General features: G+C 52.7%; 11 protein-coding genes. 10 read left to right on the top strand and 1 reads right to left on the bottom strand.

The features are described 5' to 3' along the window. The first annotated feature begins 257 nt into the window (after positions 1 to 257). Positions 258 to 1,421 carry a plasmid recombination protein gene (locus H8790_RS10455; RefSeq protein ID WP_138308537.1) on the top strand — a complete coding sequence of 388 codons (1,164 nt, stop codon included), beginning with the start codon at positions 258 to 260 and terminating at the stop codon, positions 1,419 to 1,421. 164 nt (positions 1,422 to 1,585) lie between these two features. Continuing rightward, positions 1,586 to 2,266 (top strand): lipoprotein, encoded by a 681-nt coding sequence (locus tag H8790_RS10460; RefSeq protein ID WP_187332456.1) that lies wholly within the window; start codon positions 1,586 to 1,588, stop codon positions 2,264 to 2,266. 489 nt (positions 2,267 to 2,755) lie between these two features. Here the strand turns inward: H8790_RS10460 and H8790_RS10465 are convergent, their stop codons facing one another. After that, positions 2,756 to 3,313 carry a helix-turn-helix domain-containing protein gene (locus tag H8790_RS10465; RefSeq protein ID WP_004010378.1) on the bottom strand — a complete coding sequence of 186 codons (558 nt, stop codon included), beginning with the start codon at positions 3,311 to 3,313 and terminating at the stop codon, positions 2,756 to 2,758. A 166-nt stretch (positions 3,314 to 3,479) separates the two neighbouring features. Here H8790_RS10465 and H8790_RS10470 point away from each other — a divergent pair, with 166 nt between their 5' ends. The 8 genes from H8790_RS10470 (at position 3,480) to cysK (ending at position 12,769) form a co-directional block, all read left to right on the top strand. Further along, a complete protein-coding gene (locus H8790_RS10470) occupies positions 3,480 to 3,668 on the top strand; it encodes a helix-turn-helix domain-containing protein (protein ID WP_004010379.1) in 189 nt (62 codons plus the stop codon). 13 nt (positions 3,669 to 3,681) lie between these two features. Then, a complete protein-coding gene (locus H8790_RS10475) occupies positions 3,682 to 4,758 on the top strand; it encodes a site-specific integrase (RefSeq protein ID WP_004010380.1) in 1,077 nt (358 codons plus the stop codon). A 3-nt stretch (positions 4,759 to 4,761) separates the two neighbouring features. Continuing rightward, positions 4,762 to 5,082: a plasmid mobilization protein gene (locus H8790_RS10480; protein ID WP_004010381.1), complete on the top strand. Its 321-nt coding sequence runs from the start codon at positions 4,762 to 4,764 to the stop codon at positions 5,080 to 5,082. 3 nt (positions 5,083 to 5,085) lie between these two features. Next, positions 5,086 to 6,240, top strand: coding sequence for a helicase RepA family protein (locus H8790_RS10485; RefSeq protein ID WP_031474225.1), 1,155 nt, complete (start codon positions 5,086 to 5,088; stop codon positions 6,238 to 6,240). Positions 6,241 to 6,686: 446 nt separating this feature from the next. Continuing rightward, positions 6,687 to 7,874, top strand: coding sequence for a plasmid recombination protein (locus H8790_RS10490; protein WP_228275371.1), 1,188 nt, complete (start codon positions 6,687 to 6,689; stop codon positions 7,872 to 7,874). Positions 7,875 to 8,246: 372 nt separating this feature from the next. After that, entirely contained in the window at positions 8,247 to 10,166 is a 1,920-nt protein-coding gene (gene tet(W), locus H8790_RS10495) for a tetracycline resistance ribosomal protection protein Tet(W) (protein ID WP_031474227.1), read from the top strand. A 50-nt stretch (positions 10,167 to 10,216) separates the two neighbouring features. After that, positions 10,217 to 10,984, top strand: a complete 768-nt coding sequence (locus H8790_RS10500) for a class I SAM-dependent methyltransferase (RefSeq protein WP_004010385.1) — start codon at positions 10,217 to 10,219, stop codon at positions 10,982 to 10,984. Positions 10,985 to 11,836: 852 nt separating this feature from the next. After that, a complete protein-coding gene (cysK, locus tag H8790_RS10505; RefSeq protein ID WP_187332457.1) occupies positions 11,837 to 12,769 on the top strand; it encodes a cysteine synthase A in 933 nt (310 codons plus the stop codon). Positions 12,770 to 12,851: the final 82 nt, after the last annotated feature.

Consider the following 12,851-nt stretch of genomic DNA (forward strand, 5'->3'; position numbering starts at 1 on the left):
TGCCTTTCCCCCCTGCCCAACGGCGAGTGTCAAAGTTTAGGCGGGGTGCAGGGTGCCCTTTTCAAAGGGCGGCCCTGCTGGGGGAGCCGTCCGCAGACGGCGGGGGCAACGCCCCCACTCCACCCCGTAGGGCGCAAATGCGCTTTTGATGGCCGCAAGGCCGTCAAAAGTGCTTTTGCGTTACTTTCGCAGAAAGTAACAAAGGCCGCCGCTGGCGCGGCGAAAGGAGTGTTGATTTGAAAAGGACGATTAGCGCAATGGTGGGACAGGGTTCGGTGAACCACAACAGCAGGGCGTTCAACGCCAAGAACACCGACCCAGAACGCTCCCACTTAAATATAACCTACTGCCACGAAAATATCAAGACAGTTTTCCATGAGCTTTTCGACGAGGCCCTCAAGCGGTACAACGACAAGCAGACCAGGGCAGACCGCAAAATCGAGGACTACTATGAAAAGATACGTTCCAGCAAGCAGGAAAAGCCGTTCCATGAAATCATCCTGCAAGTGGGCAACAAGGACGATATGAGCGCCGAGGGCGAGGACGGCCAGCTTGCGGCGGCGGTGCTGGACGAGTACATGAGAGGCTTCCAGGAGCGCAATCCCCGGCTCCGGGTGTTCTCCGCCCACCTCCACATGGACGAGGCCACGCCCCATCTGCACATCGACTTCGTACCGTTCACCACCGGGAGCAAGCGGGGCCTGGACACGAGGGTATCGCTGAAACAGGCGTTAGCGGCCCAGGGCTTTAAGGGCGGCACCAGAGGCGATACGGAGTGGAGCCAGTGGGTACGCTCTGAAAAGGAACAGCTTGCCGCCGTGATGGAGCGCCACGGGATAGAGTGGGAGGACAAGGGCACCCATGACAAGCACCTGTCTGTGCTGGACTTCAAAAAGGAGCAGAGGGCGAAAGAGATTGCCGAGCTGGACGCAGTTAAGGCCAAGAAGCAGGGACAGGTGGAACAGCAGGAGCGGCGTCTAAAGGAGCTGGCCCCGGCTGTGAGGAACATGGAGCAGTTGGCGGCGCAGTTCTCCGATGACCCGGATCGAATATTGCCGGAGCCTGGGCCGCTGGAGAGCGCCAAGTCCTACCGGGAGAAAAAGGCCAAACCCCTGCTTGCCAAGATCGTCAAGGTGCTGCGCTCCTTGTATCGGGCCTATGTCGAGTTGAAAGGGAAGTATGAGCGGTTGCAGGGTGACTATGGACGGGCCAGGGAGGGCAACGAGCGGTTGTCTGACCGCTTGCAGGAGGTGAAATTGGAGAACAAGGCCCTGCGGGGGACGGTTGCCGACTTTGAGCGGGTCAAGCGGGTGTTCGGCCCGGAGGAAGTAGAGCGGGCCGTGGAGGACGCAAAGCGCCGGGAGGCGGCAGAGAAAGAGCAGAAGAAAGCAAAGCGGAAGTTTAGCCGAGGGGCGAGGTAACACACCAGGGGTGCACTCCAAGGAGTGCACCCCTGATTTATACTTGTCAGCGGGTGCTTTTTTATGTTATGATGAGAGCAATAGATTAGAATTTTCCCAAAAGACCACGGAACTTTTTAGAAAATCTGTCGTCTATATGAATAAGGCCGAAAGGAGGTATCATTGTGAAAAGAATTGTATTGGTTATAGCTACTTTCGTTTTTGTTCTAACGGGATGTGCGAGTGTAGAGACAAATGAAAAAACAGCTTCAATTCCGACAGGAACAACTATTTCAATAGACAATCCGCAAGAATCGGCTACCCAGGGAGAGTGCGAAGCGGATTTCACTGCGCCGTTGGATTATGAAAGTTTAACAGAGCCTCCATCACTGACCGTTTCCACCTTGATGTATGTAGATAGTGTGATTGCTTCTTGTGGCAATTACCAATGGAGCCATACACTGCCTGACGGTACAGTTAGTGAATTTATTGCTTGTGGTGCTCACCCGTTGGATCAGCAAGAATATCCCATATTATATACCGCTTTTCCTGCTGGAACTTTACCGGCTCCAGAAGCTGGTGAAAATGTCGGCTCAATAGCTCCTGTATTCTATCTTGATTTTGGAGAAATTTTGCCAGAGACGGTTTCTGTTATGCGATGGCCTGCCTCGCGCATTGGTGATGCACAAACCTACTCCACTGATTTTGAAATGGTCAATACCGAGCTTGAGGGAGATACTTTTTCTCTGTTTCCTTTGGGTGATGGAGATTATGTTTATGAAGTTTCTGCGAACTGGGGAGATGTTGGGGGTGCCAGTTATACATTCCGTACATTACCCCAAATACGGGGGAACACAGACGGATAAGCTATTAGAAACGCCCTAATTTGTACGGTTAGTAATTTTCGATTTGTCGAGGACTTTTCTGCCAATGAACGATTTGAAAAAGGCGGGGGAATGTGGTTGCATTTCCCCGCCTTTTGTGATATAGTTACAGTCGCAAACCAGCAGAACAAATAGTCAGCAACTCCCTCCCGTTATCACTGCTGATAACAATTTGATAACAGCCCATCGTATAGGCTGGATAATATGGATATATCAAATAATCAAAAGAACAGGGCATCATATTTCTAAAGCAAAATCCGTTAGAATATGATACCCAGCAACGAGTGGGAATGACGCTCGAAACGGCGAAAACCCGCATGAATACAGGCTTTTTTGCCCGTCCATACTGCTCTTGATACTGGATTGATACTATTTGTGTCCGCCCGGTATTCTCAAGAGAAAAATCCCAAAAGGACAAGCAAAACCGCCCTGCTGAACGACAAATTCAGCAGGGCGGTTTTTTTGCTTGTCTTATTTATTTTTCCGCCAAGGGATATAATATTCGCTTTCCAGGCCATCGTCGCAGGTATGGGGCCAGTTGAGTTTCCATTCAAAATACTCTTCCCTGGTGATCTCCCCGGCGTGTAACTCCTGCTGACGAAAAAGCCATTCCCGCATGAACTCGTCCACAAGGCCATACTGGAAGTACATACCCACGGGAGGGTGTGCGGGCCAGTCATCGCTATCATTGTACCGTACAGCGGTATCATCAGCGGCCCCTGCTCTGCCCGGATTGCGGACAAGTTGGAACAGGCGGATAGCGCCAGGGCTGTCCTCGTCCAGCCAGAAGAATGTCCGCATGAAGTCCTCGGCAGAGCCGGGGGCGATGGTGTAGAAGTTCTGGCGGTCTACCCGCAGCGCCTCGGCCATCTTGTCCAGCAGTTCCCGTTTCGGAACACGGTAATTCGTCTCATACTGGGCGATCCGGTTGTCCGCTCCCTTTTCCTCAAAGCCGATAGCAAGCCCCAATTCCTTTTGTGTCATGCCTCGAAAGGTGCGGATTTTCTTTATCTTGTCTCCGACTGTCATAATATCCCACCGCCTTTGCCAATAGTATAGCGCAAAAAAGCGAAAGATGCAAGATAATCTTTAACAAAAATGCGAAATAAATTCTTGACATTAACACTTATGTTAATGTATAATGAAGATGGTGACATTAACATATTTGCGAAACTAAAATAAGGAGGTGCTGACCATGGAAAAGGAGCTGTTTGTGAGAGCAGAGGAGGTCGCCAGGGAGCTGGGCATTTCCAAGCCCTACGCCTACAAGCTGGTGCGGGAGATGAACGAGGAGCTGAAGAAAAAAGGCTTTCTCACCATTCCCGGACGGGTAAGCAGGCGCTACTTCGAGGAAAAATTCTATGGGCTGCGGGACAGACAATAAGGAGGGAACCACAATGCCGGCATACAAAGACAAGGCAAAGGGCACATGGTATGCGTCCTTTTACTACGAGGACTGGACGGGCAAGAAAGTAAAGAAAATGAAACGGGGCTTTCCCACCAAGCGGGAGGCTCTGGAGTGGGAGCGGACATTCCTGCAACAACAGACCGCCGACCTGGAAATGACCTTTGAAAACTTCGTGGCTGTCTATGTGGCGGACATGAAAGGCCGTATCAAGGAAAACACCTGGGGGACGAAAGAGCATATCCTCTACAAGAAGTTGGTGCCGTACTTCGGCAAGCGGAAGATGTGCGACATTCACTCCAAGGAGGTCATCGCCTGGCAGAATGAAATGCTGGGTTACCGGGACAAGAACGGCAAGCCCTACTCTCCGGTGTACTTAAAAACGCTGCACAATCAGTTGAGCGCCGTGTTCAACCATGCGGTACGGCACTACAATCTAAAGGTCAATCCCGCTGCCCAGGCGGGCAATATGGGAAAGCCAAAGGGACGGGAAATGCTGTTCTGGACAAAGGCGGAGTATCTGAAATTCGCCGAGGCCATGATGGACAAGCCCCTTTCCTATTACGCCTTTGAAATGCTCTACTGGTGCGGCGTCCGGGAGGGGGAGCTGCTGGCCCTCACTCCTGGCGACTTCGACTTTGAGAAACAGACCGTCACCATCTCCAAGTCCTACCAGCGGATTAAGGGCAAGGATGTGATTACCGACCCCAAGACCCCTAAGAGCAACCGGGTCATTCAAATGCCCGCTTTCCTCTGTGAAGAAATGCGAGACTATATCAAGAGCCTGTATGGGGTGAAGCCCACCGACCGCATTTTCACGGTGACAAAATCCTACCTCCACCGGGAGATGGACAGGGGTGCGAAAGAGGCCGGGGTAAAGCGGATCAGAATACACGACCTGAGGCACTCCCACATTTCGCTGCTCATTGACATGGGCTTTACGGCCCTGGCAATCGCTGACCGGGTGGGACATGAAAGCATTGATATTACCTACCGCTACGCCCACCTGTTCCCCACCCGGCAGGCGGAGATGGCGGACAAACTGGACATGGAGCGAAAGGGGGCCTAAATCATGTCAGTGAAAAATCTTGACCGACACAACCGCTGGAGAAACAAAACTGTGGCTTTCCGGGTGTCCCCGGATGAGGACAGGGAAATTGAAACCGCTGTGCGGCTCTCCGGCCTTACCAAACAGGACTACATCACCCGACGGCTGCTGTGCCGGGATGTGGTGGTACAGGGCAACCCCAGGGTGTATAAGGCCCTGCGGAACGAGCTGGCCGCCGTTCTGGAAGAACTGGAGCGTATCGAGGCCGGGAATGGCGTGGATGGGGAGTTGCTGGACACCATCCGGCTGATCGCCGCCATCATGGACGGCATGAGGGAGGATTGATAGATGGATAGATTGCAAGAGAAAACGACTGCCCCATATCCGCCTGTTGGCGCAGACGGGGGACAGTCGCTCTCACAAAAACCTAACCAAAGTATAGCAGAGGGCGTGACAGAACACAAGCCCCCGGAAAGAGATTTGGAGGAAATCCTGCGGCAGATAAGCCGGGTCAATGACCCGGCCTATCTGCCTACCGTGTCTATGAATGACCTCTACGAACAGGTGTACCCCGGCAGACCTCCTGTGGTAGACGGTCTGCTCTATGCGGGGACATATCTCTTTGTGGGCGCTCCCAAGGTGGGCAAGTCCTTTCTCATGGCCCAGCTTGCCTATCATGTGAGTATGGGCCTTTCCCTGTGGGGGTATGAGGTGCGCCAGGGGACAGTCCTCTATCTGGCCCTGGAGGACAACCACCGTCGCTTACAGGAGCGGTTGTACCGGATGTTTGGAGTAGAGAGTACCGGAAACCTGTTCTTTGCCATCGGAGCTAAGCAGCTCGGCGGTGGCCTGGAGGAGCAGCTAAAGGGCTTTGTCCGGGAACACACGGACACCCGGCTTATTATCATCGACACCCTGCAAAAAATCCGGGAGGCCGGGGCAGAGAAGTACAGCTATGCCAACGACTATGAGGTAATCACCAAACTGAAACGGTTTGCCGATATAAGCGGGGTTTGCCTCCTGGTTGTACATCACACCCGCAAGCAGCAGGCCGATGATAAGTTTGATATGATCTCCGGCACCAACGGCTTATTGGGTGCGGCAGACGGGGCCTTTCTGCTCCAAAAGGAGCGGCGGGCAGACAACGCCGCCACCCTGGACATTTCTGGGCGGGATCAGCAAGACCAGCGCCTCTACCTCAAGCGGGACGAGGAACGGCTTGTGTGGGAGCTGGAGCGGCGGGAAACGGAGCTGCGGCAGGAGCCGCCTGACCCGGTGTTGGAGGCTGTTGCCGCCCTGGTAACGGCGGAACGGCCAGAGTGGAGAGGGACGGCCACGGAACTTGTCGCCGCCCTGGGGCTGGATATGAAACCCAATGCCCTGGCTATGCGGCTGAATGTCCGGGCGTGGCGGCTGTCCTATGAGTACCACATCCACTATGAAAGCGCCCGAACCCATGCCGGGCGGAGTATCAAGCTCACGTTGGAGGAACCCCAGGCGTGACGACCGTGACAGCTGTGACAGCTTTTCGGAGTGCGGAGGCGGTGTGTAAAACATCGTCACGGTCGTCACGGCTGTCACGGGGAGCGGGGGCGAAAGTCAAGGGGGGCATACCTGCGGGTGGAGATTGCCGCAAGTCAATACAACCCGTACCCCTTGACTTTCGGCCCACGGAAAACACTTGCCGGGCGGTGGAAAGGCCCCTGGCCTTTCCACCCTGCCCAACGGCGAGTGACAAAGTTTAGGCGGGGTGCAGGGTGCCCTTTTCAAAGGGCGGCCCTGCTGGGGGAGGCAACCGCAGTTGCCGGGGGCAAAGCCCCCACACCACCCCGTAGGGCGCAAATGCGCTTTTGATGGCCGTCAGGCTGTCAAAAGTGCTTTTGCGTTACTTTCGCAGAAAGTAACAAAGGCTCGCCGCTTGCGCGGCGGAAAAGGGAGGAGGGATTGATTTGAAAAGGACAATCAGCGCCATGGTGGGCCAAGGATCGGTGAACCATAACAGTAGAAAATTCCACGCCAAGAACACTGACCCGGAACGCTCCCACTTGAATATAACCTACTGCCAGGAGAATATCAAGGCGGTGTACCATGAACTCTTTGACGAGGCTCTGGAACGGTACAACGCTAAACAAACCAGGGCCGACAGAAGGATAGAGGATTACTATGAGAAGATCCGCTCCGGCAAGCAGGAAAAGCCGTTCCATGAAATCATCCTGCAAGTGGGCAATCGAGATGATATGAGCGCCGACAGCGAGGAGGGACAGCTTGCGGCAGCGGTTTTGGACGAGTACATGAAGGGCTTTCAAGAGCGCAACCCCCAACTCCGGGTGTTCTCTGCCCACCTCCACATGGACGAGGCTACGCCCCATCTGCACATTGACTTTGTACCATTCACCACCGGGAGCAAGCGAGGGCTGGACACGAGGGTATCTTTGAAACAGGCGTTAGCGGCCCAGGGTTTCCAGGGCGGCACCAGAGGGGACACAGAGTGGAGCCAGTGGGTGCGCTCGGAAAAGGAGCAGCTTTCCCTGGTCATGGAGCGCCACGGGATTGAGTGGGAGGACAAAGGCACCCACGACAAGCACTTGTCTGTGCTGGACTACAAGAAAGAGCAGCGGGCAAAGGAGATCGCCGTTCTGGAGACGGTCAAGGCGGAGAAAGAAAACCAGGTGGAGAGCCAGGAACGGCGGCTCAAAGAACTTGCCCCGGCGGTGAAAAATATGGAGCGGTTGGCAGCGGATTTCTCCGCCAATCCGGAGGAGATTTTGCCGGAGCCGGGAACGCTGGAAACAGGCCGGGCCTACCGAGAGAAAAAGGCAAAGCCCCTGCTGGCCCAAATCGTCAAGGTGCTGCGCTCCCTGTATCTGGCCTATGTGGAGCTGCGGGGGAAATTTGAGCGTCTGCAAGGGGACTATGGCCGGGTGAGGGAGAGCAACATCCGCCTGTCTGATCGATTGCAGGAGGTCAAGTTGGAAAACAAGGCCATGCGGCAAGTCTCCGCTGACTATGAGCGGGTCAAAAGGGCCTTTGGCCCAGAACAAGTGGACAGAATATTAGAGGCAGCTTACCAGCAGGAACATGCCGAAAAGGAACGGAAACGGGCCGCAAAGTCAAAAATTCGGATAGACGCACGATAATCACCAAAACCGGAGGGTATTCCAGTGAATACCCTCCGATTTTATTTGTGGAATCGGTAAAATGATTTCTTGTTTTTTAGAGCGTACTATGATATACTGCTATTATCCTGATTTGAGGAGTCTATCAAATATGCGGCAAGGTATTCTTAAATAAAATTTGATAATGGGCGCAAAAATGATTGCCCCTTGCAGGGGCTTGGTTTTTGTACCCAATTTTAAGAATACTTTTGCCTTTTTAGTAAATATCGTGACGGACCGCGGCTTATGTAAGTCGTGTATGTTTCTGTGTGTCCGAAGTCATGATCCCCAGCGGTAAAAGTATTAGCCGCTGGGGATTTTTGCGCCCATTCGGGCCTTGTATGGAGGATAGACATGAACATTATCAATATCGGGATTCTTGCCCATGTAGACGCTGGAAAGACGACCTTGACGGAGAGTCTGCTATATGCCAGTGGAGCCATTTCAGAACCAGGGAGCGTCGAAAAAGGGACAACGAGGACGGACACCTTGTTTTTGGAGCGGCAGCGTGGGATTACCATTCAAGCGGCAGTCACTTCCTTCCAGTGGCACAGATGTAAAGTTAACATTGTGGATACGCCCGGCCACATGGATTTTTTGGCGGAGGTGTACCGCTCTTTGGCTGTTTTAGATGGGGCCATCTTGGTGATCTCCGCGAAAGATGGCGTGCAGGCCCAGACCCGTATTCTGTTCCATGCCCTGCGGAAAATGAACATTCCCACCGTTATCTTTATCAACAAGATCGACCAGGCTGGCGTTGATTTGCAGAGCGTGGTTCAGTCTGTTCGGGATAAGCTCTCCGCCGATATTATCATCAAGCAGACGGTGTCGCTGTCCCCGGAAATAGTCCTGGAGGAAAATACCGACATAGAAGCATGGGATGCGGTCATCGAAAATAACGATGCATTATTGGAAAAGTATATCGCAGGAGAACCAATCAGCCAGGAAAAACTTGCGCGGGAGGAACAGCGGCGGGTTCAAGAAGCCTCCCTGTTTCCGGTCTATCATGGCAGCGCCAAAAAGGGCCTTGGCATTCAACCGTTGATGGATGCGGTGACAGGACTGTTCCAACCGATTGGGGAACAGGGGAGCGCCACCCTATGCGGCAGCGTTTTCAAGGTTGAGTACACCGATTGCGGCCAGCGGCGTGTCTATCTGCGGCTATACAGCGGAACGCTGCGCCTGCGGGATACGGTGGCCCTGGCCGGGAGAGAAAAGCTGAAAATCACAGAGATGCGTATTCCATCCAAAGGGGAAATTGTTCGGACAGACACCGCTTATCCGGGCGAAATTGTTATCCTTCCCAGCGACAGCGTGAGGTTAAACGATGTATTAGGGGATCAAACCCGGCTCCCTCGTAAAAGGTGGCGCGAGGCCCCCCTCCCCATGCTGCGGACGACGATTGCGCCGAAAACGGCAGCGCAAAGAGAACGGCTGCTGGACGCTCTTACGCAACTTGCGGATACTGACCCGCTTTTGCGCTGCGAAGTGGATTCCATCACCCATGAGATCATTCTTTCTTTTTTGGGCCGGGTGCAGTTGGAGGTCGTTTCCGCTTTGCTGTCGGAAAAATACAAGATTGAAACAGTGGTAAAGGAACCCACCGTCATTTATATGGAGCGGCCGCTCAAAGCAGCCAGCCACACCATCCATATCGAGGTGCCGCCCAACCCGTTTTGGGCATCTATCGGACTGTCTGTTACACCACTCCCGCTTGGCTCCGGCGTACAATACGAGAGCCGGGTTTCGCTGGGATACTTGAACCAGAGTTTTCAAAACGCTGTCAGGGATGGTATCCGTTACGGGCTGGAGCAGGGCTTGTTCGGCTGGAACGTAACGGACTGTAAGATTTGCTTTGAATACGGGCTTTATTACAGTCCAGTCAGCACGCCGGCGGACTTCCGCTCATTGGCCCCGATTGTATTGGAACAGGCATTGAAGGAATCGGGGACGCAGCTGCTGGAACCTTATCTCTCCTTCACCCTCTATGCGCCCCAGGAATACCTTTCCAGGGCTTATCATGATGCACCGAAATACTGTGCCACCATCGAAACGGCCCAGGTAAAAAAGGATGAAGTTGTCTTTACTGGCGAGATTCCCGCCCGCTGTATACAGGCATACCGTACTGATCTGGCCTTTTACACCAACGGGCAGAGCGTATGCCTTACAGAGCTAAAAGGGTATCAGGCCGCTGTCGGCCAGCCGGTCATCCAGCCCCGCCGTCCAAACAACCGCCTGGACAAGGTGCGCCATATGTTTCAGAAGGTAATGTAAAGATACATAATCGTCAAGACGGCAACAATCAGAAGTTATGGAGGGTAACAATGGAATATCGTAAGGAAGATTTAATGGAAGCAAAAAAGCAAATTTTGGGAGTGGGAGAGAACATGGGAACAGAGGAAAGTAAAAAAATCTGGGAGGAGAACGCACAATTTTGGGATAATGCAATGGGTGACGAATCTAATGAATTTCACAGAGAGGTAGTGCGTCCCAAAGTAACGGAACTTCTATCTCCTAATCCTGCGGATTATATTTTGGATATTGCGTGTGGCAATGGAAATTATTCTTCGTATCTTGCACAAAGAGGCGCTTCGGTTGTCGCTTTTGATTACAGCAAAAAAATGATAGAATTGGCTAAAAGACGGCAATCACAATATGCAAAACAAATTGAATTTTGTGTGGCGGATGCGACCAATAGAAAAAGTATATTAGAATTAAAAAGAAATCGAGCCTTTACGAAAGCAGTTTCTAATATGGCAATTATGGATATTACGGATATTGAACCACTTCTTATGGCTGTTTATGAACTGTTGCAGGAAAGCGGAATTTTTGTCTTTGCAACGCAACACCCTTGTTTTGTCACGTTGACTGAAAAATATATGACACCGCACAGTTACTATGATATAGCGATTGAAGGGCAACCGAAAGAGCAGATTTATTATCATCGTTCCATACAAGATATTTTTAACCTTTGTTTTAGAGCTGGATTTGTCATTGATGGATTTTATGAAGAATGTTTCAAAACCAACAAAGAAATTCCTATGGTAATGATAGTAAGGCTTAAGAAGGTAAAACGTGATACCTTACAATAAATTCAAGTTTGTCGGGTAAATAGCAAAGCCAGCCGAGCCAGCGGGCGGTCAAGATGAACGGGCTTCGCCCACCGTTGACAGCCCCGCCCGGTTTCGCAGTTAGGCAGTCAAGGAGCGACAGCAAGGAGTGCTGCCGCCCCGCACTATTATTCAGAGAGGGGGAATTTCCATGACAGACCAGAAAGCCTATCAAGAATATATCCAGCGCAGGTACAACGCCTCTTGCAAGGCTGTTATCCGCTGTGCCTGACAGCGTCCGTCCGTGCCGGAATTATGTAGAGCTCCACATAATTCTGTTGTATTTCCCAGCCTTTTGTGATACTATTTTGATACTAATAAACTTTACAGCCGAAAATAGCAGGTGGAATATTAACATATTTGCGAAAGTTTTTCCTGCGAAATCACCTCAAATACACCCTACTATATCTGAATTTGCCGAGTGGGAATAAACGAAACCGGCCCCGCAGATCATCTGATCTGCGGGGCCGTTCCTCTTGACTCCGCTCCGGCCGCAGCCCTTCAGCTTCTGCCACATGGCTCCCTCCGGGTCCCCCCCACCTCAAGCAGGTTGAGGCTGTCCTCTCGCATAGCGCCACCATTCATTCCTGTATTTCCTCTGATTCTTACTTACAGAAAACGGGAGCCGTCCAACAAGTTTTTATTAATTCTATAATTCCCATTGACAAACTATGTTATACATTGTATACTCCCATTAACCTACTCGAAAGGTTGGTAATTCAATGAGCCTCTTACCTGCTATATTTCGGCCTTATTATCCGCGCTGGATGGGCCGATGTCCCTGTCATGAGAATTTTGCGCTACATATTTTTAATTTGACAGGGAGAGATTGATATGAATCGTATTTATACATCTGCAGACCAGCTGATCGGCAAGACTCCGCTGTTGGAGCTGACCCACATAGAGCGGGAGCTCGGGCTGGAAGCCCGCATTCTGGGTAAGTTGGAGTACTTCAATCCGGCGGGGTCTGTGAAAGACCGGGTGGCAAAGGCCATGATCGACGATGCTGAGGCCGAGGGCCGTCTGAAGCCCGGCTCCGTCATCATTGAACCCACCTCCGGCAACACAGGCATCGCCCTTGCCTCCATGGCAGCAGTCCGGGGCTACCGCATCCTCATCGTCATGCCGGAGACCATGAGCGTGGAGCGCCGGCAGCTGATGAAAGCCTATGGCGCGGAAGTAGTTCTCTCCGATGGGGCCAAGGGGATGAAAGGCGCCATCGCCAAAGCAGAGGAACTGGCCAGATCCATTCCCAACAGCTTCCTTCCAAGCCAGTTTACCAACCCAGCCAACCCGGCCATCCACCAATCCACCACCGGACCGGAGATTTGGGAGGATACGGGCGGTGATGTCGATCTCTTTGTTTCCGGCATTGGCACCGGCGGCACCATCACCGGCGTGGGACAGTATCTCAAGTCCAAAAAGCCGGCTATCCAGGTGGTGGCCGTGGAGCCCGCCGCCTCCCCGGTGCTTTCCAAAGGAGCGGCCGGGCCTCACAAAATTCAGGGAATCGGCGCAGGGTTTGTGCCCGGTGTGCTGAACACATCCATCTACGACAAAATCCTCCCGGTGGAGAATGAAGACGCCTTTTCCACAGCCCGCCATATCGGCCGCAGCGAAGGCGTTCTGGTGGGCATTTCTTCGGGAGCGGCGGTTTGGGCTGCCATTCAGTTGGCCAGACGCCCGGAAAACCGTGGCAAAACCATTGTGGCCCTGCTGCCCGACACCGGCGAGCGCTATCTGTCCACCCCTCTCTTTTCTGAATAGTCCCCTTCCAGAAGGGCAGCTTAGCTGCTGCCATCCAGAAAGGCTCCGATCAATTGATCGGAGCCTTTCTGGTGCTGCAGGG

Origin of the sequence: Oscillibacter hominis (assembly GCF_014334055.1) — a bacterium.
In the GTDB taxonomy this organism is placed as follows: Bacteria; Bacillota; Clostridia; order Oscillospirales; family Oscillospiraceae; genus Oscillibacter; species Oscillibacter hominis.

Excerpts from the sequence above, each read along its gene's own strand:
- H8790_RS10455 (WP_138308537.1), top strand. The coding sequence starts at position 258 with ATGGTGGGACAGGGTTCGGTGAACCACAACAGCAGGGCGTTCAACGCC.
- H8790_RS10470 (WP_004010379.1), top strand. The coding sequence starts at position 3,480 with ATGGAAAAGGAGCTGTTTGTGAGAGCAGAGGAGGTCGCCAGGGAGCTG.
- H8790_RS10485 (WP_031474225.1), top strand. The coding sequence starts at position 5,086 with ATGGATAGATTGCAAGAGAAAACGACTGCCCCATATCCGCCTGTTGGC.
- H8790_RS10480 (WP_004010381.1), top strand. The coding sequence starts at position 4,762 with ATGTCAGTGAAAAATCTTGACCGACACAACCGCTGGAGAAACAAAACT.
- cysK (WP_187332457.1), top strand. The coding sequence starts at position 11,837 with ATGAATCGTATTTATACATCTGCAGACCAGCTGATCGGCAAGACTCCG.
- H8790_RS10465 (WP_004010378.1), bottom strand. The coding sequence starts at position 3,313 with ATGACAGTCGGAGACAAGATAAAGAAAATCCGCACCTTTCGAGGCATG.
- H8790_RS10500 (WP_004010385.1), top strand. The coding sequence starts at position 10,217 with ATGGAATATCGTAAGGAAGATTTAATGGAAGCAAAAAAGCAAATTTTG.
- H8790_RS10475 (WP_004010380.1), top strand. The coding sequence starts at position 3,682 with ATGCCGGCATACAAAGACAAGGCAAAGGGCACATGGTATGCGTCCTTT.